The organism is Pseudoalteromonas sp. 2CM32C (assembly GCF_023161925.1).
Taxonomy (GTDB): domain Bacteria; phylum Pseudomonadota; class Gammaproteobacteria; order Enterobacterales; family Alteromonadaceae; genus Pseudoalteromonas; species Pseudoalteromonas marina.
The window spans coordinates 800652-825686 of the sequence record NZ_JALNTI010000001.1; the positions used below are offsets into that span (position 1 = coordinate 800652).

Annotated in this window: 20 protein-coding genes; 10 read left to right on the top strand and 10 right to left on the bottom strand. The window is 40.2% G+C overall.

What is annotated here, in order from left to right:
• Positions 1–7 precede the first annotated feature (7 nt).
• Positions 8–1681 carry a urocanate hydratase gene (gene hutU / locus MTF67_RS03710; protein ID WP_006793078.1) on the top strand — a complete coding sequence of 558 codons (1674 nt, stop codon included), beginning with the start codon at positions 8–10 and terminating at the stop codon, positions 1679–1681.
• Positions 1682–1683: 2 nt separating this feature from the next.
• The gene (gene hutH, locus MTF67_RS03715) at positions 1684–3216 is read left to right on the top strand and encodes a histidine ammonia-lyase (RefSeq protein ID WP_039036250.1); all 1533 of its coding nucleotides are present in this window, start codon (positions 1684–1686) and stop codon (positions 3214–3216) included.
• An 8-nt stretch (positions 3217–3224) separates the two neighbouring features.
• On the opposite strand, the gene MTF67_RS03720 is transcribed toward hutH, so the two are convergent.
• Positions 3225–3995, bottom strand: coding sequence for an NADP-binding protein (locus MTF67_RS03720; RefSeq protein ID WP_039036249.1), 771 nt, complete (start codon positions 3993–3995; stop codon positions 3225–3227).
• Positions 3996–4401: 406 nt separating this feature from the next.
• On the opposite strand from MTF67_RS03720, the gene secA reads away from it, so the two are divergent.
• Genes secA through MTF67_RS03735 form a run of 3 tightly spaced genes read left to right on the top strand, consistent with a single transcriptional unit; the run spans position 4402 to position 8654 of the window.
• Entirely contained in the window at positions 4402–7110 is a 2709-nt protein-coding gene (gene secA, locus MTF67_RS03725; RefSeq protein WP_039036248.1) for a preprotein translocase subunit SecA, read from the top strand.
• A 60-nt stretch (positions 7111–7170) separates the two neighbouring features.
• Positions 7171–7569 carry an 8-oxo-dGTP diphosphatase MutT gene (gene mutT / locus MTF67_RS03730; protein WP_039036247.1) on the top strand — a complete coding sequence of 133 codons (399 nt, stop codon included), beginning with the start codon at positions 7171–7173 and terminating at the stop codon, positions 7567–7569.
• 14 nt (positions 7570–7583) lie between these two features.
• On the top strand, positions 7584–8654 hold the full coding sequence (locus tag MTF67_RS03735) for an aminoglycoside phosphotransferase family protein (RefSeq protein WP_039036246.1): 1071 nt from the start codon (positions 7584–7586) through the stop codon (positions 8652–8654).
• Between the two features lie 256 nt (positions 8655–8910).
• Here MTF67_RS03735 and MTF67_RS03740 read toward each other — a convergent pair whose 3' ends face one another.
• From MTF67_RS03740 to pmbA, 3 genes are all read right to left on the bottom strand, one after another.
• The gene (locus MTF67_RS03740) at positions 8911–10986 is read right to left on the bottom strand and encodes a M13-type metalloendopeptidase (RefSeq protein ID WP_039036245.1); all 2076 of its coding nucleotides are present in this window, start codon (positions 10984–10986) and stop codon (positions 8911–8913) included.
• A gap of 242 nt (positions 10987–11228) precedes the next feature.
• The gene (locus MTF67_RS03745) at positions 11229–11708 is read right to left on the bottom strand and encodes a DUF721 domain-containing protein (RefSeq protein WP_006793071.1); all 480 of its coding nucleotides are present in this window, start codon (positions 11706–11708) and stop codon (positions 11229–11231) included.
• A gap of 91 nt (positions 11709–11799) precedes the next feature.
• Positions 11800–13149 carry a metalloprotease PmbA gene (pmbA, locus tag MTF67_RS03750; protein WP_039036244.1) on the bottom strand — a complete coding sequence of 450 codons (1350 nt, stop codon included), beginning with the start codon at positions 13147–13149 and terminating at the stop codon, positions 11800–11802.
• A gap of 144 nt (positions 13150–13293) precedes the next feature.
• On the opposite strand from pmbA, the gene yjgA reads away from it, so the two are divergent.
• On the top strand, positions 13294–13827 hold the full coding sequence (yjgA, locus tag MTF67_RS03755; protein ID WP_006793069.1) for a ribosome biogenesis factor YjgA: 534 nt from the start codon (positions 13294–13296) through the stop codon (positions 13825–13827).
• A 114-nt stretch (positions 13828–13941) separates the two neighbouring features.
• The gene (gene hemN / locus MTF67_RS03760) at positions 13942–15315 is read left to right on the top strand and encodes an oxygen-independent coproporphyrinogen III oxidase (RefSeq protein ID WP_248518716.1); all 1374 of its coding nucleotides are present in this window, start codon (positions 13942–13944) and stop codon (positions 15313–15315) included.
• A gap of 73 nt (positions 15316–15388) precedes the next feature.
• Here hemN and MTF67_RS03765 read toward each other — a convergent pair whose 3' ends face one another.
• From MTF67_RS03765 to MTF67_RS03775, 3 genes are all read right to left on the bottom strand, one after another.
• On the bottom strand, positions 15389–15904 hold the full coding sequence (locus MTF67_RS03765) for a DUF2489 domain-containing protein (protein ID WP_248518717.1): 516 nt from the start codon (positions 15902–15904) through the stop codon (positions 15389–15391).
• Between the two features lie 13 nt (positions 15905–15917).
• Positions 15918–16511: a Der GTPase-activating protein YihI gene (gene yihI, locus MTF67_RS03770; protein WP_008133239.1), complete on the bottom strand. Its 594-nt coding sequence runs from the start codon at positions 16509–16511 to the stop codon at positions 15918–15920.
• A gap of 741 nt (positions 16512–17252) precedes the next feature.
• Entirely contained in the window at positions 17253–17885 is a 633-nt protein-coding gene (locus MTF67_RS03775; protein WP_006793065.1) for a c-type cytochrome, read from the bottom strand.
• Positions 17886–18165: 280 nt separating this feature from the next.
• On the opposite strand from MTF67_RS03775, the gene yihA reads away from it, so the two are divergent.
• Positions 18166–18843, top strand: coding sequence for a ribosome biogenesis GTP-binding protein YihA/YsxC (gene yihA, locus MTF67_RS03780; protein WP_008133243.1), 678 nt, complete (start codon positions 18166–18168; stop codon positions 18841–18843).
• Here the strand turns inward: yihA and MTF67_RS03785 are convergent.
• From MTF67_RS03785 to polA, 3 genes are all read right to left on the bottom strand, one after another.
• Positions 18840–19358 (bottom strand): DUF1285 domain-containing protein, encoded by a 519-nt coding sequence (locus tag MTF67_RS03785; protein ID WP_248518718.1) that lies wholly within the window; start codon positions 19356–19358, stop codon positions 18840–18842. The two genes, yihA and MTF67_RS03785, sit on opposite strands and share 4 nt — an antisense overlap.
• Positions 19355–19942 (bottom strand): YceI family protein, encoded by a 588-nt coding sequence (locus MTF67_RS03790; RefSeq protein WP_248518719.1) that lies wholly within the window; start codon positions 19940–19942, stop codon positions 19355–19357. The genes MTF67_RS03785 and MTF67_RS03790 overlap by 4 nt, the downstream gene beginning before the upstream one ends.
• Positions 19943–20459: 517 nt before the next feature.
• Entirely contained in the window at positions 20460–23195 is a 2736-nt protein-coding gene (gene polA, locus MTF67_RS03795; RefSeq protein ID WP_039036240.1) for a DNA polymerase I, read from the bottom strand.
• Positions 23196–23718: 523 nt separating this feature from the next.
• Here polA and elbB point away from each other — a divergent pair.
• Together elbB and MTF67_RS03805 are read left to right on the top strand one after the other, a co-directional pair.
• Positions 23719–24366 (top strand): isoprenoid biosynthesis glyoxalase ElbB, encoded by a 648-nt coding sequence (elbB, locus tag MTF67_RS03800; protein WP_039036239.1) that lies wholly within the window; start codon positions 23719–23721, stop codon positions 24364–24366.
• 216 nt (positions 24367–24582) lie between these two features.
• Positions 24583–24978 (top strand): cytochrome c5 family protein, encoded by a 396-nt coding sequence (locus MTF67_RS03805; RefSeq protein WP_006793059.1) that lies wholly within the window; start codon positions 24583–24585, stop codon positions 24976–24978.
• Positions 24979–25035 lie beyond the last annotated feature (57 nt).

Consider the following 25035-nt stretch of genomic DNA (forward strand, 5'->3'; position numbering starts at 1 on the left):
GCAACACATGACTAACCGACTCGACACAAGTCGCGTAATACGTGCACCGCATGGCGATATGATAAGCGCAAAAAGCTGGCAAACTGAAGCGGCAAAACGCATGCTCATGAACAATTTAGACCCTGAGGTTGCAGAGCATCCTCACGCATTAGTTGTTTATGGTGGTATTGGTAGAGCGGCACGTGATTGGCCAAGTTTTGATAAAATAATAGCAACCCTAGACCGATTAAATGATGACGAAACATTGCTTGTTCAGTCAGGTAAACCTGTTGGCGTATTTAAAACACACAGCAATGCTCCTCGCGTTTTAATTGCAAATTCAAACTTGGTACCCCACTGGGCTAACTGGGAGCACTTCAACGAGCTAGATAAAAAAGGTTTAATGATGTATGGCCAAATGACGGCTGGCTCTTGGATTTATATTGGCTCTCAGGGCATTGTACAAGGCACATACGAAACATTTGTAGCCATGGCTAAACAACACTTTAATGGTCAAGCTAAAGGTAAATGGGTGTTAACAGGTGGCCTTGGTGGCATGGGCGGCGCGCAGCCACTGGCGGCAACTATGGCGGGCTTTTGCGCCTTAGTTGTTGAGTGTGACGAAAGCCGCATCGATTTTCGCATTAAAACTGGCTACGTTGATGTAAAAGCCACAAATCTTGAACATGCACTGCAGTTAATTACTGACGCATGCGTTAACGACAAAGCAATTTCGGTTGGCTTGCTGGGCAACGCTGCAGATATATTTAGCACACTTGTAAGCAGTGGCATTACACCCGATATAGTGACTGACCAAACATCAGCACACGACCCACTTAATGGTTACTTACCACAAGGTTGGACTATGGAGCACGCCGCAAAAATGCGTGAACAAAATCCAAAAGCGGTTGTAAAAGCAGCCAAACAATCAATGGCTGTACAAGTTAATGCCATGTTAGCCCTACAAAAAGCAGGCGCAGCAACCACTGACTACGGTAATAATATCCGCCAAATGGCATTTGAAGAAGGTGTTACAAACGCATTTGATTTCCCTGGCTTTGTTCCAGCTTATATCCGCCCATTATTTTGCCAAGGTATTGGCCCGTTTCGATGGGTCGCTTTATCGGGCGATCCAGAAGATATTTATAAAACAGATGCTAAAGTAAAAGAACTAATCCCTGATGATGCGCATTTGCACAATTGGCTTGATATGGCGCGCGAACGCATTCAATTCCAAGGCCTACCGGCTCGTATATGCTGGGTGGGTTTAAAAGACAGAGCACGCCTAGCACTGGCATTTAATGAAATGGTAAAAAATGGTGAGCTTAAAGCACCTATTGTTATTGGCCGTGATCATCTTGATTCTGGCTCAGTAGCAAGCCCTAATCGTGAAACAGAAAGCATGAAAGATGGTTCAGATGCCGTCTCTGATTGGCCATTGCTTAATGCGTTGCTTAACACTGCAAGCGGTGCTACGTGGGTATCACTTCACCATGGCGGTGGTGTAGGAATGGGCTTTAGCCAACACTCAGGTGTTGTTATTGTTGCCGATGGTACAGACGAAGCGAAAGCACGTGTTGGTCGCGTGCTTTGGAATGACCCCGCTACCGGTGTAATGCGCCATGCAGATGCCGGTTACGACATCGCAAAAAACTGTGCCAAAGAGCAAAACCTAGACTTACCAATGCTGAACGAGGAATAATCATGGTCGAACTAACTCTCACACCCGGCTCACTTGATTTAAATAGTCTAAGAAAGATTAATGCATCAAGTGTAAAAATAAACCTTGAAAAAAATGCCGAATCTCAAATCGCTGCCAGCGCACAAACCGTTCAAAATGTCATTAATGAGCAACGCACAGTGTATGGGATTAACACCGGGTTTGGCCTGCTTGCTAATACCAAAATTGCCGATGACGAGCTTGAGCTACTTCAGCGTTCAATTGTGCTTTCTCATGCCGCTGGCATTGGCGAGTACATGGACGACAGCACAGTAAGATTGATGATTACACTAAAAATCAACTCACTTTCTCGTGGCTTTTCTGGCATTCGCTTACAAGTCATCGAGTTTTTTATACAGTTGCTAAATAGTGAAGTTTACCCATGCGTTCCTAAAAAAGGCTCTGTTGGCGCTTCGGGTGATTTAGCTCCACTTGCACATATGTGCTTACCCTTGCTAAGCGAAGGCCAGATGCGCCATCAGGGTAAAATAATCAGTGCGGCTGAAGGTTTGAAAATAGCAGGGCTTGAACCGCTTACGCTTGCAGCAAAAGAAGGTTTAGCGCTGCTTAACGGTACTCAAGCGTCTACCGCTTTTGCATTACAGGGGTTATTTAGAGCAGAAGATTTATATGCGCAAAGCTGTGTAATAGGCTCTATAAGTATTGAAGCAGCAATGGGGAGCCGCGCTCCCTTTGACTCACGTATTCACGAAATTCGTGGGCAACGTGGTCAAATAGATACCGCACAAGTGTTTAGAGATTTGCTTGATACTCAATCACAAATTAGCGACTCCCATGTAAACTGCGAAAAAGTACAAGACCCTTATTGTTTACGTTGCCAACCTCAAGTATTGGGTGCGTGTTTAACACAAATACGCCAAGCTGCTGATGTATTGCTGTGCGAATCAAATGGTGTAACCGACAACCCACTCGTATTTGCCGATGTAGGCGATATTATTTCTGGCGGAAACTTTCACGCTGAACCTGTCGCTATGGCCGCCGACAACCTCGCTGTTGCAATTGCTGAAATTGGCGCTTTAGCAGAGCGCAGAATTGCTCTACTTATTGATTCTAACTTATCAAAATTACCGCCCTTTTTAGTTGAAAACGGTGGCGTAAACTCTGGCTTTATGATTGCTCAAGTAACAGCAGCAGCATTGGCATCTGAAAATAAATCGCTTGCGCATCCCGCGTCTGTAGATAGCTTACCAACATCTGCCAACCAAGAAGATCACGTTTCAATGGCTACGTTTGCCGCGAGGCGGTTACAAGAGATGGCAAATAATACACAAGGTGTTTTGGCTATAGAGTGGCTTGCATCAGTACAGGGCTTAGAATTTAGAAAACCGCTAAGCCCGTGTGAAAAAGTATTAAAGGCAAAAAATTTACTGCGCGAATACGTGACCTACTACGATAAAGATCGCTATTTTGCACCCGATATAGAACAAACTAACGCCCTATTGAGCGAAGGTAAATTGTGCGACTTTATTGACCACAACCCACTCCCTTCTTATTAAAATAAGTGTTAAATACCGTACTGGTAAGTAAAGTCTAACGCCTCTATCGCTGAGCCAATAACCTTGCGCTCAGCTTTTTCATCGCTCGTAAATTTTGGCATTTCGCCACCATTCTGCTTACACTTTAATGCATAGTAATCGGCTTTTGTTGGGTGCTCGGGGTTAACGATATTGTAAATATTTTGTCCTACTTGCCAATGCGCTATTACCGCAAAAATAGCATTTATTACATCTTGCTGATGCACCATGTTAACCACTTGCTGACTTGAAGTATTAAGCTCTTTACCCGCAACAAACTTACCCGGCTCTCTGTTTGGGCCAAGTAATCCTGCTAAACGCAGTACCTTGCCGTTTTGCTCAAGGACTTGCTCTTCGGCCTGATATAATTTTGTTTGCCTTGGATTGGCGCAAGCAATATCGCTACTTTCACTGTATACACCGGGTTCTTGGTCGTAAACCCCTGTGGATGAACATAATAAAAACCCTTTTGCATTTAACTTTTTAGACAACGCCAAGGCTGCAGTAAGTGTTTCTGGGTAATTACTCTCGCTATGACGACTTCGTGGTGGAATAGCACAGACCCAAAACGCATTGTCTAAATCAACCTGATGTATTAGCTGATTACCTTCTAATTTAAACTGGCGCTCAAAATCAAATTCTCGTGTATTTGACCGACGAGTACCCTGCACCTTCCAACCTGCCTGTTGTGCATTAACACATAGCGCATGACCTAACCAGCCAGCACCCAATACAACTAATTTATTCACCTTATTTTGCATGTTGAAACACACCTTCGCGTTAAGCGCACCATTGTTTAATGCTGTTATCTGAGCATAATTTTCTAAAGTTCACAAATGTAACGCCCCCCTTGTTTTTAATTTTTTAAGCACCATATATTCATAGCTCATTACTATTTTTATAGTAATGAGTTAATACCACGGCTTTTTTAGAATGCAGATCAAATTTTTCTATTTTATATACAGATCTTTTGGCTGAGATAGTTTGTTGTTTGGCAGAGTCTGGTATAGTAGCGCACGTAATAAACAGTGCTTTTTGAATGGTTTAATACAAAATTGCTAATTAATATGTACTAAGTGTTACTTAAAAGCACATATTAATTACCAATTGTTAAAAATGGGTTAGCCGATACGCGGCTAACAACGAATTGATTGTAACGGTTTTATCATGATATCTAATTTATTTACCAAGATTTTTGGTAGTCGCAACGACCGCACTATTAAAAACTTTAGAAAGACGGTCGCGCTAATCAATGCGCTAGAAACGCAGTTAGAAGCCCTTTCTGATGAAGATTTACGCGCTAAAACAGCAGAATTCAGAGAACGTTACGATAACGGACAAAGCCTTGACGATATTCTACCTGAAGCATTTGCAGTAGTTCGTGAAGCATCTAAACGCGTTAATGGCATGCGCCACTTTGACGTACAGTTACTAGGCGGCATGGTTTTACACGAAGGCCGTATTGCAGAAATGCGTACCGGTGAAGGTAAAACACTTACTGCAACCTTACCTGCTTACTTAAATGGCTTAACAGGTAAAGGGGTTCACGTTATTACCGTGAATGACTATCTTGCAAAACGCGATGCTGAAACTAACCGTCCGTTATTTGAATTTTTAGGCCTAACGGTTGGCTGCAATGTGCCTGGCATGATGCCACAACAAAAAAAGCAAGCGTATGCTGCTGACATTACCTACGGTACAAACAACGAGTTTGGTTTTGATTACCTTCGTGACAACATGGCATTTAGTATTGATGAGCGCGTTCAGCGTCCATTATTTTACGCTGTAGTCGATGAAGTTGATTCAATCCTAATTGATGAAGCGCGTACACCGCTTATCATCTCAGGTCCAGCCGAGGACAGCTCACAGCTATACACTGAAATAAATACCATCGTTCCTTTACTTGAATTACAAGAAAAAGAAGACGAGGAAGGTGTTGAAGGTGACGGCGATTACACAATCGATGAAAAGTCTAAGCAAGTTCATTTAACTGAGCGCGGCCAAGTTAAAGTAGAAGATTTACTTAGCGAGCGCGGCTTAATTGAAGAAGGCGATTCGCTGTACTCTGCCGCAAGTATTACCTTGTTAAGCCATGTATATGCTGCACTTCGCGCGCACAAATTATATCAAAAAGATGTTGATTACGTTGTTAAAGAAAACGAAGTTATCATCATTGACGAGCATACTGGTCGCTCAATGGAAGGTCGTCGTTGGTCTGAAGGTTTACACCAAGCTGTGGAAGCTAAAGAAGGTGTTAAAATTCAAAACGAAAACCAAACATTGGCGTCTATTACGTTCCAAAACTACTTCCGTTTGTACGAAACATTAGCGGGTATGACCGGTACTGCCGACACAGAAGCATTTGAGTTTCAGTCAATTTATGGCCTAGATACCGTTGTTATGCCAACTAATAAGCCAATGATCCGCGATGATCGCGCTGATTTAGTTTACCTAACGCAAGAAGAAAAGTACGAAGCTATTTTAGTTGATATTAAAGACTGTCAAGAACGCGGACAGCCTGTACTAGTAGGTACTATCTCAATTGAAAGCTCCGAGTACTTATCACAGTTTTTACGCAAAGAAAAAATTAAGCACAATGTACTTAATGCTAAATTCCACGCACAAGAAGCTGATATCGTCTCAGATGCAGGTTTACCTGGTACTGTTACCATTGCAACTAACATGGCCGGTCGTGGTACCGATATTGTGCTAGGTGGTAACTGGAATAGCGAAGTTGAAAAACTTGATAATCCAACTGATGAAAAAATTGCTGAAATTAAAGCAGCATGGAAACTTCGCCACGATGCAGTTATTGATGCTGGCGGTTTGCACATTATTGGTACTGAGCGCCATGAATCGCGCCGTATAGATAACCAATTACGTGGTCGTTCTGGCCGTCAAGGTGATGCTGGTTCTAGCCGTTTTTACCTTTCGATGGACGATGCGCTTATGCGTATATTTGCCGGCGAGCGCATGACTAACATGATGCGTAAACTAGGTATGCAACGCGGTGAAGCAATTGAACACCCATGGGTTAACCGCGCAATTGAAAATGCACAGCGTAAAGTAGAAGCACGTAACTTTGATGTTCGTAAACAGCTACTTGAATACGATGACGTAGCAAACGATCAACGTCGTGTTGTTTACTCTCAGCGTAATGAATTACTTGAAGAAGGTGATATTTCAGAAACTATCACTGCAATTCGTGGTGACGTACTAAGCAATACAATAGATCAATACATTGCTCCACAAAGCCTTGCAGAAATGTGGGATGTACCAGGTCTTGAAGAGCGCTTAAAACAAGACTTCTTAATTGAGCTACCAATTACTCAATGGTTAGCAGACGACAATAAACTATACGAAGAAAAACTTCGTGAGCGTATTGAAGAAGCTGTTGATCAAGCTTACAAGCAAAAAGAGCAGCAAGTTGGTGATTCAGTTCTACGTCAATTCGAAAAAGCAATTATGCTTCAAAGTCTTGACCAACATTGGAAAGATCATCTTGCGGCGATGGATCATTTACGCCAAGGTATTCACTTACGTGGCTACGCGCAAAAGAATCCAAAGCAAGAGTACAAACGCGAGTCGTTTGAACTGTTCTCTGAAATGCTTGAAAACTTAAAAGTTGATGTAGTTAGCATTTTAAGTAAAGTACAAGTACGTGCAGAAGAAGATGTTGAAAAAGTAGAAGAGCAACACCGTAAGAGTGAAAATGCCCCTCGCGAGTACCAACATGAAGAAGCTGAGCATGTAGGCGGCGAAGCACCTCCAAGTGCGACGGTAATGGCCAGAACAGAGCCAAAAGTTGGTCGTAACGATCCGTGTCCTTGTGGTTCAGGTCAAAAATTCAAGCAATGTTGTGGTAAATTAAAATAACCACGCATTGTAAGTAATTAAAAAGCGGCGCTTGCGTCGCTTTTTTTATGGGATAAAAATATGACAATAAAAATAGTAAATGTAGCCGTTGGTGTAATTAAAAAAAATAATGCAATATTTATCTGCAAACGTGCCGATGACCAACATCAAGGTGGCTTATGGGAGTTTCCTGGTGGTAAAGTTGAAGCGAATGAAAGTGTATTTGCAGCGCTTAAACGTGAGTTGGCTGAAGAAGTAGGTATTACTATTCACAGCTCTAGCCAGCTCATGGTGATCGAACATGATTATGGCGACAAATGCGTAAAACTCGATATTCACGTTGTCAGTAACTTTAGCGGTGAAGCGCATGGCGCTGAAGGGCAACCTAGTGAATGGGTAAATATTAGTGAGTTAACTCACTATGACTTCCCTGCCGCTAATGCTGAAATAATTGAAAAACTGCAATCTCGATACGCTTGATTAAGTGAGTTACAATGAATAACACTGTACAAAATACGTTGAGTAAACTGCTAAAACTCAACCCTGAAGCAACTCAGTTGAGTACCATCAGCAGCGGCCATATCAATAGCACATGGCTACTAACACATTTTGATCAGCGATTTATTGTGCAAAAACTTAACACTCATGTATTTAAGTACCCAGCTCAAATTGTCAGTAACGCACAATTTATTGAGCAACACCTAAATACTAAGCAGAAGCAAAAAAACTATCCGCTCGATATTGTTAAACACATTAACACAGGCAACAACGAGTATTTAACCATACTTAATGAAGAGCCATATCGCGTACTTAACTATATTGAGCACAGTTACAGCGAGGATGTTGTTAAAAACCCAGAGCAAGCGCATCAAGCTGCTTTGGCCTTTGGTACTTTTGCAAGTGCCTTACACGATTTTGACACTGCCACACTGCATACTGTGATTGATGATTTTCATAATTTGGCTATGCGCTTTGAGCAGCTAAAAACAGCAATGACGCATAGTGATGAAAGCAGGCTTAACCGCTGTAAAAAAGACATTGAATTTTGCTTATCGCAACAACACTTAGTGAATGAACTTAAAGCTATAACTCAGCATTTACCTATTCGAGTTTGCCACAACGACACTAAAATCAATAATATGCTCTACTGCAGTAAAACTCATAAAGCGAAAGCTGTTATTGATTTAGACACCTGCATGCCTGGTTTTTTATTACACGATTTTGGCGATATGGTACGTACATTTTGCTGTGCAGAAGCAGAGGATTCGACACGTCTTGATAAGGTTGTTATTAGAAAAGAGGTTTTTGAAGCACTCGTTAAAGGTTACTTAGCACCACTCAAACCAATATTGAGTAAACAAGAACAGCGCAGTTTACTTTTAGGTGCTAAAATAATGCCCCTGATGCTCAGTGTGCGCTTTTTAACAGATTACTTAAATAACGACGTGTACTTTAAAACCGCATACCCCGAACACAATTTAGTACGCACTCAAAACCAACTCGCTTTATATAAAAACATTTTAGTTAACGAAGCATGGATGTACGAAACCCTAATGAAACAATAAAGTAAGCGTTTAAAATTTCGTATCAAAAAAGCCAGTAAGTTAAACTTACTGGCTTTTTTATTAACTGGTTTTTAGTTAACTAATACCAATCTGCTTAATTAAGTGATCTATTTTGAGGATAGATAAACGTGTTGATAGCTAGGCAAAAAATTCGTTATTTAGTTATTCTAAATGAGAATTTTTTAACGCAGATAACGACACTTTTAGCCCCTAAAAATAATCAAGTATTATTGCGGATTGGTATAACATTATCTGATTACCAAATTTTTACACGGTCTTCTGGTTTGATATACATTTTGTCGCCTTCTTTTACATCAAACGCTTCGTAAAACTCTGGCATATTAGACAAAATACCAATTACACGATAATGGCTTGGTGAATGCGAGTCGGTCATTAAACGGTTACGTAATTCTTCATCGCGGTAGTTACGACGCCAAATTTGCGACCACCCCATAAAGAAGCGTTGATCGCCTGTGTAACCATCAATAACTGGCGCTTTATTATCACCTAATGATAGCTGATATGCCTTATATGCGACTGTTAACCCACCTAGGTCACCAATATTTTCGCCAAGCGTAAGCTCACCATTTACATTCGCATCGTCAAACGGTTTGTACTTGTTAAATTGCTCAACTAACGCACCTGAACGCTCCTCAAACTGTTTAAGGTCGCTTTCAGTCCACCAGTTACGTAAATTACCATCGCCGTCGTATTTAGAACCTTGGTCGTCAAAACCGTGACCAAGTTCGTGTCCAATTACCGCACCAATAGCACCATAGTTTACCGCATCATCCGCTTCTAAGTTAAAGAATGGCGGTTGTAAAATAGCAGCAGGGAATACAATTTCGTTGTTTACCGGGTTGTAGTAGGCATTCACTGTTTGCGGTGTCATGTACCATTCTGAACGGTCAACAGGTTTGCCTAATTTGGCAATCATGTCTTTATACGCCCATTGGCTGTAACGGATGTAGTTACCTACTAGCTCGTCTGAATTAATTTCAAGCTCAGAGTAATCCTTCCACTTATCTGGGTAGCCAATTTTAGGAATAAATTTGTCTAGTTTTTCCTGTGCTGCAATTTTTGTTTCAGGTCCCATCCAATCAAGACCTTCAATTGCAACACTGTAACCTTTAATTACGTTATCAACTAGCTCTTCCATACGTGCTTTAGCTTCAGGCGGAAAATTGTCTTTAACGTACACTTTACCTAAAATTTCACCTAACACACTGTTAGACGCATCTACGGCTTTTTTCCAAAGTGGTGCTTGCTCTTCTACACCACGTAATGTCGTACTGTAAAAGTTAAATTTAAGGTCAACCAAATCATCATTTAATAGCTGCGCATAGCCACTAACAAAATGAAACTTAAGGTAGTTTTTCCAGGTTGCTAAGTCGGTGTTTTGATAAATACCACCCAGCGCTTCTAAAAAGCTTGGTTGGCGCACAATAATATCAGCGGTGTTTACACCTGCCTCTTTAAAAAACGTCGATAAATCAAGCTCTCCAGCAAGTTTATCAGCCTCTGCTAGGGTCATTTTATTGTATGACTTAGTTGCATCACGGCTTTGTACACGGCTCCACTGCGCATCAGCAATGTTTTTTTCAAAGGCAAGTACGCTTGCTGCTGCTTGTGCGGCCTCTTTGACACCCGCTTTAGCTAATACATCAGTTATGTATTGCTCATAAGAGGCGCGAATTTTAGTAAACTTCTCATCGTCTTTTAAGTAGTAATCGCGATCAGGTAAACCCAAGCCAGATTGAGATAAATACAAAGCATATTCGCTTGAATTTTTAGCATCGTTATTGATAAACCAACCAAACGGTAAAGTGCCGCCTTGCTGTTGAATAGACGCCATAAGGCTAATTAGATCAGACTTAGATTCCACACTATCAATACTATCTAGCGACGGTTGCAGCGGTGTAACACCTAGCTCATTACGGGCGTTTTTATTCATATAGCTTTTATAAAACGCGCCAATTTTATACTCGTCGCTGCCTTTTTCAGCCGACTTATTGGCCGCGGCGTTCTCAAGCGCCGTTTTCATCGCTTTTTGCGACTCATCATATAATTGCGAAAAAGAACCATAGTTAGACTTGTCACCTGGAATTTCGGTTGTTGCTAACCAAGTGCCATTTACATGGTAGTAAAAGTCATCCTGCGGGCGAACTGAGCTGTCCATATTAGCCAATTCAATACCTAGCTCTAACGGTTTCTCTGCCGGTGCTGTTGCTGCTTGAGTGTCGGCTACTTGGGTTTCTTGTTGTTTTTCGCCACAACCCACTAAGCCAAGCGCAAGTGCAATACTTGCAGCGGCCATTGTTACTTTATTCATAATTAATCCATTTGTTAGTCAATTTTATAAATTGCTCATACCAACTCCATTAAGCTCTTTAACAAGATAGCAGTCAGCTATTACTTAATGGAATGGGCATCAACTTACACTAATTATTGAGTGCAATAACGCTATGATAAACCTGATTTTGAGAACATTGAAATAGATTATGTAACAAAGTATTTTGAATGAGATAAGCGTTCTAAATTGCCCTACTAATAACTTAATAAAGCAGCCGGCAATTAACCCTTATTTTTACCGTGTAGGGCCAAACGTTGTAACTTCTCTTTTAATGAAGGTGGTGCTGAGTCGGCAATCGCATTTAAATAATCGGCTGTTTGTTCACTCATTTTACGTGAATTTGTGACGGCGGCTGATGCGGGTTTGTTGGCCGAACTTAATCGCTGAGTTGCCTGTGGATTAGCTGTAATTTTAATTTGCCCTAATTCGGCCATACCTGCCGCCCTAAAGTGCGAAAGCATATCCATTTTTAAATAATTAAGCCGAAGCGCTATCGGGGCCGATACCGCTTCAATCATTAAAGTGCCATCGCGATAATTGCTTACGCGGCACTTATCCCCTAATTTAGGACCTAAAAAATCTTTAAGTAAAGTTTGCTGAGTATCAAGAGCTTGGCTTTTACCTGCGTAAGCCGACAGACGGTTGTTTAGGCCCGCCATAATATCGGTGAGTGGTTTTGGTGCGTATCTATCTTTAGCCATTAAATATCTCAACTCGTACTTATTTACACACTTAAATTTAGCACCATTAGAGTAAACTTAAGTGTGTCCATAATTAAGCCTAAATTAGGTATTAAGCACCCGCTATTTGCATTTGCTCGATTAGAACAGAGCCAGTTTGAATGCCGCCTCTGCGCTCAATATCACCACCGATAGCAGAAATTCCTTTAAACATATCTTTTAAATTACCGGCAATCGTAATTTCACTTACTGGATATTGGATCTCTCCATTTTCAACCCAAAAACCACCAGCACCTCGAGAGTAATCACCTGTTACTGTGTTTACGCCTTGCCCCATAAGCTCGGTAACTAACAAGCCGGTACCCATTGTTTTTAACAATGCTTGTAAATCATTATGCGTTTGTTCTACTAACCAGTTGTGAATACCGCCGGCATGACCTGTCGGGGTCATATTCATTTTACGCGCGGCGTAACTTGCTAATAAATAAGTTTGTAACTCACCACCTTGAATTATTTCACGATCAACCGTTTTAACACCTTCGCTATCAAACGGTGATGAAGCTAATCCTTTTAAAATATGCGGGCGTTCAGCAATATTTACACAATGACTAAATACTTGCGTACCTAAACTGTCGAGTAAAAAGCTCGACTTACGATAAAGTGCGCCACCGCCAATTGCCGAAACCAAGTGACCAAACAATGAGTTTGCAATATCAGCCCTAAATACAACCGGGACTTTCATTGTTCCTAATTTTTGGCTGTTTAATTTAGCCAATGTTTCTGATGCGGCTTCAAGCCCAACCGCAGCTGCATCAGTCAGACCTGCTTGATCGCGGGCAACCGTGTATGCTGAGTCGCGTTGCATTTGTTCACCATCTTTACCAATTACCATGGTGCTGATGCTATGACGAGTGCGAGGAAAGCCAGCAATTAAACCATGGCTGTTCCCATAAACACGAAGCCCTTGATGCGATGAAAAACTCGCGCCATCAGAATTTACAATACGTTCATCAGCATTTAATGCCGCTTGCTCAGCTGTATGACAAAGCTCAATACCTTGCTCTGGGCTTACATCCCAAGGGTGGTATAAATCGAGATCTTGTGGGTTAAACTCAAGTAGTTCTTTATCGGCGACCCCATTGAAAGGATCGTCTGATGTGAACTTTGCAATATCAATGGCTTTTTCTACTACTGTGCGCAATGTTTTAGGGTTTAAATCAGCCGTTGAGGCAGACCCTTTATTATTGCCAACATAAATACTAATACCCAGGCCACCATCTTGGTTAAACTCAATGGTTTCTACTTCACCCATTCGTGTACTCACCGATAAACCCGACGTGCTAGACATTGCTGCTTCAGCTGCTGTAGCACCTAATTTTTTAGCATGTTCGAGTACTTCAGCTACCGCATCTTTAACCTGCGATATTTGAGAATAAATTGGATCGTTTTGTTGGCTTTTCATAAATTAAGTCCTGAGCCTTAGCGGCATAATGCATGCATTTCTTATAGTTAAATGCTAACACACTCACTGCACCACATCAGCTAATATTAATCACTAAAAGAATGGCGTATAATGTTGCCAGTTATTTTTATTTAAGAGCACCCCATGGCGAAGAAAAAAGGCAAGCCTGCTGAAATTGAAGAAGAAATTGAATACGTATCAAGAACAGAGCTTAAGCGCGAAGCACAAGAATTTCATCAGTTAGGTTCTGAAATTGCCAAAATGGGTAAAAAGCAGCGTGAGCGCCTACCATTAAATGACGATTTAAAAGAAGCGATGGTTGTTGCTGATAAAATTAGTAACAAAAGTGATGCATATCGTCGTCATTTAAATTACATTGCAAAAACGCTTCGCACAGTAGAAAACATTGAAGATATTAAAGCTATTATCGATGTAATGCTTAATAAAAATAACCAGGCTGAAGTATTGGTTAAAAAAATAGAGCAACTGCGCTCAGACTTAATAGAACAAGGTGATAGTCTTATAAACGAGACTATTGAGCAGTTCCCATCGCTTGATCGTCAAAAAATGCGTCAATTAGTACGTAATGCAGCAAAAGAGGTCAAAGCCGAAAAGCCAGGTAAAGGCTATAAAGAGCTTTTTCAGTATTTAAAAGATGCGCATACCGTCACGTATTAACGCGTAATACGTTGCGATAAAAAGGTGCTTCGGCACCTTTTTTGTTATAGATCAACATATCTCCTTAGTTACTTTTTTATAATCACGGCTCTAGTTAAAACTTAGGTGCGCGTGATGATAAAACTTCCTCAATGGGACCAAGCTCTCATTAATAAATACAATGTGTCTGGTCCGCGGTATACATCCTACCCTACCGCATTATCTTTGAATGAGGGATACGATAAACACGATTTAATCAGCGCTGTAGAATCATCTCAATCTCGTGCGCTTTCTCTATATGTTCATATTCCATTTTGCAGTCAGCTTTGCTACTACTGTGGTTGTAATAAAATAATCACTCGCCACCAATCTAAAGCCGATACATATATAGACTTTTTAGCAAAAGAAATTGCCGCACAAGCACCTTTGTTTAAGCACTACAGCGTTGAGCAACTGCATTTAGGTGGAGGCACTCCTACCTTTTTAACCACCCAACAAATGAAACGCTTAATTACCCTGCTCGAACAGCACTTTAATTTTACCAGCACAACAGAGCGCGGTATTGAAGTTGACCCACGATCGCTTGCTGAAAATATGTTGGTTGATTTAAGAATGCTTGGTTTTAACCGAGTGTCGTTTGGGATCCAAGACTTTAATGACGACGTGCAACTTGCAGTTAATCGCCCTCAACATGCCGATACCGTTAAGCAGTTAATTACTCAGGCACGTGAACTGGGCTTCAAATCAATTAACGCCGATATGATTTACGGGCTTCCACTGCAAACCCCCGAAAGCTTTAAACAAACAATAGAGCAACTCATTGAGCTTAGCCCCGATCGTGTTTCGGTATTTAACTACGCTCACTTACCAGAGCGATTCGCCGCACAACGTAAAATAAAAGAGCACGACTTACCAAATGCTCACGATAAGTTAACCATGTTTAAAAATACCTTAGAGCAGATGACACAAGCAGGTTATCAGTTTATTGGTATGGATCACTTTGCGAAAGCAGACAACGAGCTGGCTATCGCACAAAATGAAGGCCAATTACATCGAAACTTTCAAGGTTATACAACGCATGGTAATTGTGATTTATTAGGGCTGGGTGCATCATCTATTTCACAAATTGGCACCGCTATTTTACAAAATAAAAAAGAGCTAAAGCATTACTACCACAGCATTGAAACGCAAAGCGGCTGCGCACTTAGTAAAGGTATGCATTTAACCCATGATGATGTTATTCGAGCGGATGCTATTAAGCAGCTTATTTGTCAGTTTGAACTAAATATAGACGAGTTTGCTAAAAAGTATCATATTGAATTTGATACCTACTTTGCGGAGGCATTGGTTTCTCTTAAACCACTTATAGAAGATAATATGTTGATTATTAAAAATAATCACGTCAGTGTCACACCGCGGGGTAACTTATTCATTCGTATAATTTGTATGTGTTTTGATGCCCACTTACAAAATAAAATCAACGCAACACGTTTTTCTCGAGTCATTTAGCCCCCTAATTAAATATTATTTGGGCACAAAAAAAGCATACCTAGGTATGCTTTTTTAATGTTATGTACGAGATTTAGTTAAAAACTACGTTTTCACTACCTGGAGCAGCTTTGAACTCAGAGATAATATTAACGCAATCGGCCTTAATCTCATCACTGTAGCTTTCTTCTGCACGCCAACGCGCCGTGTCTTGCTTAAATATTTCTTTTTTAGAATATTTTTTTCGGGCATCGTGTGTCGGCATTTCTTTTACCACTTGGTACATCTTATAAATGCCAGGGTACTGTATGGTTAAATCTCGCTCGTCTTCAAAGCCATATTGCGACATAAGCACCCACACGCGCAAACATCCCTCTGAAAACTCACATTGTTCTTCTTTCATTGCGCGCGCAATTAGATGAATACTGTCGGCGAGCTTAGCATTTCGCTTTAAACGAGATGCTGCAAGCTTTTGCTTTTGCTCTGCTTGCTTTTTAGCTATTAACTTTTTTTGTGCACTTAACTTGTACAACAACTGACCCGCATAAAATGCCAAACCAGCTATAATAATAGCGCCTAAACACAAGGCAACGATCACAGCAGTACTCATTGATTACCCTTAATTACTTATCTTCGTCTTCATCATCGTCTAGCCATTCACTGGCAAGATCGTTTGATAAATACTGGTCGAAGTCTGAATTACTCTCTTCGCCAAAGTCATCTTCATCATCAAACTCGTCTTCATCCTCAAGGCCTAATAATTTGCATAGAACCTGATGGCGAGCAATTCGACTATTAAAGTACTTAGCATCTTTACCAGTCAGCATCTCACCGCCTTCATGACGCTCAACCAACTTAAGTAAGCGTACATCATTTTCAAGCTCTTCAAGCTCTTGCTCTGGTGTAAGCTCTGGCTGAACTACTTTTTTAAGTTCAACCACTGGTTTTAAGTTACGTTTCATTTCTACTTTTGGTTCAGCAGCAACAGGCACTAAAGACACCGGCTTTTTACTACCAATACGTTTATCTCTTGAACCTGAATGCGATGTTTGGTTTTGTTCTTCAACCAAATCTGGCGCATTACGAGAACCAGGCTTAGCACCTTTGGTTTTTTTAACACGCTGCTCTTTTAACGCACGCATTTCTTTAAGCTTATCTTGGCTTAAGCGAACGGGTCCATTTGATGGGATTTTGCGTGACTTTTTCTTTCTACTCATATCTTGATCATCTCACTTAAGAGGTTTTGAGCGAGGCGTATATTAATAGGCATCGCAATGCTGGCATAGCCAGAAGAATTCAGTTTGCGCTTTAGAGGTTGGGCTTCTCTTTAACATGACGCACTAGCATATTGCTAAACGGTGGGTATTGTAACAGGACAAATAAAAAGGCGGTAGAGAAAACATCTCTACCGCCTACTAATCTGAGCGCCATAAAATGGACACTTCTCCCTTCGACTTTTTTAGTCTTTGTTATTTTTATTATTATCAGTCCGTATTGTTATTATTTTTACGTTCCTTGTTTCATTCCATTTTGTTTTTATTATTAAACTTCCATGAGTTATTTTATTATTTTCGGTCATCCTGACTCTTTTGTAGTATTTCCTTTAGTAGCACAATCTTTGTGCTATGTAGTCGTGCCGCGCTACTTTCCTTATAGCTGTTTCCATTTTTTTATTGTTTTTTGCGACAGCTGTTAATTTACTCGTTAATAATTTTGTTACAACTGGTTTATATCTTTTTTCTTACATTACAGCCATACATAAATAAAAGCCTATTTAAATAACAACAACTTAACAAATAAAAGACATTTAAAATAAGACTTTTACCATACATCCGCATGGTCAATGTCTCACAAAGTGAAAGACGATATCGCGAATTTCAGACACAAAAAAAGCAACCGAGGCTGCTTTTTTTTCATATTACACTGTAGTTGTTATCTAAATTTAGATAAATACGACTTTAGTGTAAACCGCCTAAGTACTTAGAAAGCACTTCAATGTCTTTATCTGTTAGCTTTTTAGCGATGTCACCCATCATACCGTTTAGGTCATTATGGCGTGTACCATTACGAAACTTTTCAAGTTGAGACTTTATGTACTCTGGATGCTGAAAAGACACTTTTGGAAACTTAGCTAACGATGAGCCGTTACCACGAGGACCATGACACGAAGCACATGAAGGAATGCCTCGCTCTGCATCACCCGCTTTATAAAGCATAGCGCCAACTTCAACGACGTCTTTAGGTGTTGAACCCTCTGACATGTTTAGTGACGAAAAGTAAGCTGCCAGATCTTTCATGTCTTGTTCGCTAAGTGGCATTGCCATTGCGCTCATTACAGGATCCATACGGCCTTCTTTCCCGCCTGATGTCATACCTAGTTTCAAATCCTGAAGTTGCTTTAGGATATAATCTGGGTGTTGGCCTGCAATTTTAGGGTAAATAGTAATCGGTGCATTACCGTCTGGGCCGTGACATGCCGCACACGTTGCTGATTTTTGTTTACCTGCGTTTACATCGCCATCAAATGCTGTTGCGTTGCTTGCTGACAACGCACCAAGCAATATTGTTAAAGATAGTGCTATTTTTTTCATGGTGAATTCTCTGTTCCCGACCCTGTATCATCTACAATCATGATGTTGCAATACATATATTCTACACGATAATAAATTCTCTGGCACGTTTTCTACACATATTAAGCTTATAATTTACAGGGTTTTGACTAAGGTGAAGCTTTAATATGCTTTAAATGTACCACAGACACTGATTTAAGGTATTTAAATACGCTTTTTAATACATCTTTTATAGTATAAAATACGTGCCCTAAGTAAATTTGGTTTACTTAACGTTATTTTTAAAGTTTTAGGAGAGCCTGTGCTCAAATCTCGTATCAAATATAATACCGCGTCTTTCGTTACAAGCGCTCCAGACATTACTAAATTACCTGCTGATACGGGAATTGAAGTTGCGTTTGCGGGTCGTTCTAATGCTGGTAAATCAAGTGCGCTAAATGCATTAACCGATCAAAAATTAGCACGTACGAGTAAAACCCCTGGGCGAACTCAGTTAATTAATACCTTTGAGTTAGCTGATGTTGATAACATGCGCCTAATAGATTTACCAGGCTACGGTTTTGCCAAAGTACCAATTGAAATGAAGAAGAAATGGCAAAAGTCATTAGGTGAATACCTTCAAAAACGCCAAAGCTTAAAAGGAATAGTTGTTTTAATGGATATTCGTCATCCGTTAAAAGATTTAGACCGCGACTTAATTAATTGGGCGATTGGAAGCGAGATTCCAGTATTGGCCCTGCTAACAAAAGCTGATAAATTAAAGCAAGGTGCAAGAAAGGCACAAGTACTACAAGTTCGCCGCGAACTAAGCGAGCTGGACGGTGATATTACTGTCCATGCATTTTCATCTTTAAAAGGCACTGGATTACCAGAAGTAGCTAAAAAACTAGACGAATGGTATTTAGGCCCCGTTATCGCGGTACCACCTGTAGAAAAAGTAGCTGACGAAAGCAGTTCAGACACAAACACTGCAAGCTAACTTAAGTAAAACACCTCACCTGCAGATTGAATAAAATAGCCGAGCTCATCAGACTCGGCTTTTTCTGCCCACTGATAAAACACACTTCTTGCTATACGTGCACTACAACCAAAAGGTAATATTAAATAAGGTACTTTAGCGCCCTTATAATTTTTTACCCGTAAGGGCTGCTGCTGGCAAACAATCCACTGCCTGGCTAAATTATCAATACAACACAAAGCCTCGCCTTCATTAGTTTGCTTTAAAAACCAATCAACAATAATAAACGGCGCATCTTCTACTGTAATCGTTACTTTTTCGATAGGTGTTTTTAAATAAAAATGTGCACCCTCTTTGCACAATACAGAAGCAAACAATTTGACCATAGGTAGTCTTGTTATTTTACTACCCTCGTAAAACCATTCCCCTTGGTCGTTAATAACTATTGGCAACTCACCACAATGAGAGGGTTGCCAACTATCAAAGGGCTTACTCGGCTCACTTAACTGTTTACTGAGCTCATTAAGCGAAATCACTGTTTATTAAGCGTTAATGCAAATGAAACTGGGATAGCCGTTGCGATCGAAGGCAAACCAGCAAGCTCTTGTAACTGTTTAACTCCCTCTGTCACACCAAAGTCGCCACTATTTATGATGACTGGCTTGAATGAAGCAAGTGTCAAATCACCACTTTTATTGCTATTTACCAGCACATCAATTGAAAGTGATTTTTTGTTACCATGAAAATCAAGCTCTGCGCTAATACCTTTTAATACGTAACTACCCGGTTTTTTAAGTATTGCTAACGACGGCTTCAAATTAGCTGTTAGCACGGCTTTTGGGAATGTATTCACTTCAAATAACAGGCTTGTAAGCCTTTGATTACGAATAGGTATATACGTTTCTACTGATGCTAAATCTATATAAACATTAAACTCACCTTTATCGTTAAGCTTACCTTCGATTGCAGTGAAGTGATGGGCTTCAGCAATCGTGTCTTTCTTTATAGAAACAAAACTTACTTGGCTTTTATCGTTGTCTAGCAGCCAATTAGCAAAGGCAAAATTAGACATAAATAAACTTGATAACGAAAGGCCTGTAATAGCTAACGCTTTAAACATAACGCACTCCTTTAAATACATAGATCAAGGTAAAACCTCATTGAATACTATCATTTAGAAATAGCTTAAACCATACTAAAATATGAGATTGTAATATCGTAACTCATACTCGCTATAATTACGGAATTTAAACGTAAAGATGATCACAATAGAAGTAATAATTAGGTCGAGAATACTGAAAAGTGCGGAATAAAAAACGGCCTAATAAAAGGTTATTAGGCCGATATAGCAAACTGGGGAGTCGCTAACAATTTGTTGCATCTTTACAGACGCATCATCAACAGGATGTCCTACAGAGTAGGACGGGCGGGACTTTAACAAAAGCGCGCATAAAAATACAATCATATTCTGCATTAATAGTTAGAATTGACGAACATGTAACCATTTGGCATAAATAATTACCTATTTTAACCAATTATTAACTAAATTCTGTTTATATAAAATTGACCGTTAAGGTACTACTATTTTTAATACACATAAAAAAAGCGCCTATTGGCGCTTTTATTATTTATAAAGTTTAGTGGGCTTGTTCCCAGTTTTCACCTTCGTCAGCCTCTACTATTAGCGGTACATCGAGTGAAGCAGCTTGTGACATTAACTCGCAAATTTGTTTTGTGTAAGCCTCTGCACAATCAGTTTTAATCTCAAATACTAATTCATCGTGCACTTGCATAAGCAGCTTCACGGTATTTGGAGCTTGTTCGTACACCCACTTATTAACACTTAACATAGCCTTTTTAATTATATCAGCAGCAGTGCCTTGCATAGGCGCATTTATAGCAGCACGCTCCGCGCCTTTACGACGGGCTCCGTTACGGGCATTTATTTCAGGTAAATGCAATCTGCGTCCAAATATTGTTTCAACATATCCATTTTCTGCTGCTTTTTCGCGTGTTGTTTCCATGTACTCTAATACGCCTGGAAAACGTTCAAAATATTTATCAATATAATGTTGAGCTTCATGGCGTGGTACATCTAACTGGCGTGCTAAGCCAAAAGCCGACATACCATAAATAAGACCAAAGTTTACGGCTTTTGCTTTACGGCGCATGTCTGTTGTTACGTCATCTAAATCAACACCAAACACCTCGGCCGCGGTCGCACTATGAACATCTAAACCGTTTGCAAAAGCATTAAGCAAACCTTTATCTTGTGAAAGATGCGCCATTATGCGTAATTCAATTTGGCTGTAATCGGCTGCCACTATTTTATAACCATCGGCAGCAATGAAGGCCTCTCGAATACGACGACCCTCTTCTGAGCGAATAGGAATATTTTGCAGATTAGGATCAGTAGAACTTAAACGCCCTGTCGCTGTTACAGCTTGATGATATGACGTATGTACACGCTGTGTTTTTTCATTAACCATAAGCGGTAGTTTATCGGTATATGTTGATTTAAGTTTTGATAAACCACGGTGTTCAATAATAACCTTAGGTAACGGGTAATCATGAGCGAGTTCTTGAAGTACTTCTTCTGCGGTTGAAGGTGCACCTTTAGGCGTTTTTTTAATTATTGGCAGCTCTAGCTTTTCAAACAATAATACTTGTAACTGTTTTGGTGAACTTAAATTAAAAGGTTCACCTGCAATTTCAAACGCCTCTTTTTCAAGTTCAATTAAGCGCTCACCTAAACGTTGGCTATGCGCGCCAAGCATGTTGCTATCAATCGCAACCCCTGTGCGCTCAATATCTGAAATGACGCTTACCAATGGCATTTCAATCTCTTCAAATACTGATTTAAGCTTTTCATCTGCCTCAATTTTAGGCCACAGTACTTCGTGTAAGCGAAGAGTTATGTCCGCGTCTTCTGCTGCATAAGGCGCTGCTTTGTCGAGTTCAATTTGATTAAACGTCAGCTGCTTTTTACCCTTGCCTGCAATATCTTCAAAACTAATATTTTTATGACCTAAATACTTTAATGCCAACGAATCCATATCGTGGCGCGTACCTACGCTGTTAAATACATATGACTCAAGCATAGTGTCAAATTTAATACCATTGAGTTCATAGCCGGCATTAGCTAATACGCTTTTGTCGTATTTAAGATTCTGCCCTACTTTCGCTTTATTAGCGTCAGCTAAAATTGGCCCAAGCTTTTGCATCACAAATTCAAGGCTTAGTTGATCTGGTGCATCGGGGTAATCGTGCGCAACAGGTAAATATGCAGCTTCTCCTGCTTTAACGCTAAAACTCATGCCTACTAATTGCGCTTGCATATAATCGAGGCTAGTTGTTTCTGTATCAAAAGCAAAAAGATCAGCGCCATTAAGTTGCTCTATTAACGTATCAAACTGCGCCTCTGTTAAAATAGTCTCGTAATGAGCCTCTTCAACTTTTGGTAATTCTGTTTCTTGCGATGGAACTGCTAAGTGAGTTTGTGCATCACTTGGGTTATCTAGTAGCTCAGCTAACCAACGACGAAATTCGCATTCACCATATAAAGCAATTAGCTCGTCTTTATTTGGCTCCTGCAATTTAAACGTATCAAGATCTGACTCAACCTCAACGTCACACTTAATGGTCGCCAACTCATAGCTTAAAGGTAAATGATCTAATGCATTTGCTAATTTTTCACCAATTTTACCTTTAATTTCGCCTGCGTTATCCATTACACCTTGCAGAGATCCATATTTTTGTAACCATTTTACAGCTGTTTTAGGGCCACAGCCTTCTACGCCAGGAATGTTATCAACCTTATCGCCCATCAGTGCTAGGTAATCAATTATAAGATCTGGGCCCACACCAAACTTTTCAACAACAGTGTCAGGATCTGAAATACTGTCGGTCATCGTATTAATGAGTGTCACATGCTCATTCACAAGCTGGGCCATATCTTTATCGCCGGTCGAAACCAGTACATGGCGTTTTTGCTCAGAGGCAATTCGCGCAAAGGTTCCAATGACATCGTCTGCTTCAACCCCTTCAATACTAATAAGCGGAAACCCCATTGCTTTAATAATACTGTGGATAGGTGCTATTTGGGTGCGTAAGTCGTCAGGCATAGGTGGGCGATTAGCTTTGTATTCGCTGTACATGTCGTTACGGAATGTTTTACCTTTGGCGTCAAATACAACCACCATATGCGAGGGATCATACTGTCTGATCAAGCTTTTCAGCATATTAATAACGCCATAAATAGCGCCCGTTGCCTCACCCTTAGAATTAGTTAGATGTGGAGGAGAATGATAAGCACGAAATAAATACGACGAACCATCAACTAAAATAAGTGGATTTTCGGGGATCTGAGCCATGGTGAATTTGGATCCTAAATGCTAAAAATTATGATAATTGTAAGCATGCCATAAGGGTTAAAATAAAACGACTATCAATTGATATTCGGTATTTTATTAAAATAAGAGCAAGCTGTGGATAAGTATGTAGATAACAGGCACAAATAATTCTTCCAAGGCCTATTTAAACGCCTAGAAAAATGATTAACTATATGTTTTAATTTAAAAAAGATAATGCGAAGTTCTTTTTTTATTATTTTTAAACCAATGTGGAAAAAGGTTTTGTATGGCTACTAGTGCCATCATCTACTTTGGTTATTCGTGTCCAATTAAATAACCGGAGGAGTATTCTAGCATAATGGATCGAAGATCATAGCGATCCTTTATACTTTTTTTTATTGGTGCTAATTGTGAAATGGCATATGCCGCATTGCAACTTACTTAGCGGATAATTTTTACACAAAAATTAATTTAAATAGGCAATTTCGTCCGTGTTAAACTTCAAACTATAGACTGAATAAATTAAATCAAGGAGCACAAAAGCATGAAAAAAGTAGCCGTGTTATTAGCTGGAAATGGTGTATACGATGGTGCCGAAATTAATGAAGCCATTTTGACTCTTTTACACATAGCTAAAAATGGTGCAACCTACCAGTGTTTTGCACCAGACATAGAGCAACTTCACACTATTAATCATCTAACGGGTGAGGAAATGAGTGAAAAGCGTAATGTATTAGTAGAAGCTGCACGTATTGCCCGAGGTGATATAAAAGCGCTTAACCACCTTAATAGTGATCAATTTGACGCATTAATAGTTCCAGGTGGTTTTGGTGCTGCGAAAAACTTATGTGACTTTGCGGTCAAAGGCGCACAAGCGACCATTAACAACGACGTATTAAACGCCTGTAAAAAATTCGCTAATGCCAATAAACCAGCCGGCTATATGTGTATCGCGCCTGCGTTAATTCCATTTATTTACGACGATGCAAAAATCACTATTGGCAACGATAAAGACACAGCAGCCGCACTCACTAAGCTTGGCGCAACACACTTAAATTGTGACGTTGATGACGTTGTAATTGATCAACACAATAAAATTGTGACTACACCTGCTTACATGCTAGCGCAATCGATTGTTGAAGCAGATGCGGGGATCGAAAAACTTGTTAAATCCGTATTAGCATTAAATTGATTGTAACAAAGGTTATTTATTGGATGACCAGGTATATTGGCTAAATAAATACGCCAAGGCACTTATTTTTGTTGAGCTAACGCAAAAAGTAGCCAGTTTTTAGTAATAAAAATACCTCTTAGCATTTTATAAATTGCCTCAGAGAGTTATAATCGGCGTAATTTCCGTCATCTATATCGTGATTGATCACGTTCAAATCGAAGTGAGCAAGGCAAAATGAAAAAATTAACAGCATTAGCATTATTAGTGTTAGCAACTACAGCATACGCACAGCCATATGATAACTCTATGACTGAAGATGCAATTAAAAAGCGTTTAGCACCTGTTGGTGCTGTGTACCTTGAAGGTGATAAAGCTGCAGTAGCTGCCGCGCCAACAGGGCCTCGCTCTGGTGAGCAAGTTTACCAGGCTGCGTGCTTTGCATGCCATGGTACAGGCGCATTAGGTGCACCTAAATCTGCAGACGATTGGGCACCGCGTATTGCCAAAGGCAAAGATACGCTACTTGAGCATGCAATTAACGGCTTTAATGCAATGCCAGCTAGAGGCACATGCATGGATTGTTCTGACGATGAAATAAGCGCAGCAATCGATTTCATGACAGCAGAATAACGCTCAGTTATACATAAAAAAAGGCTTAACTTGTTAAGCCTTTTTTTATGCCCAAAA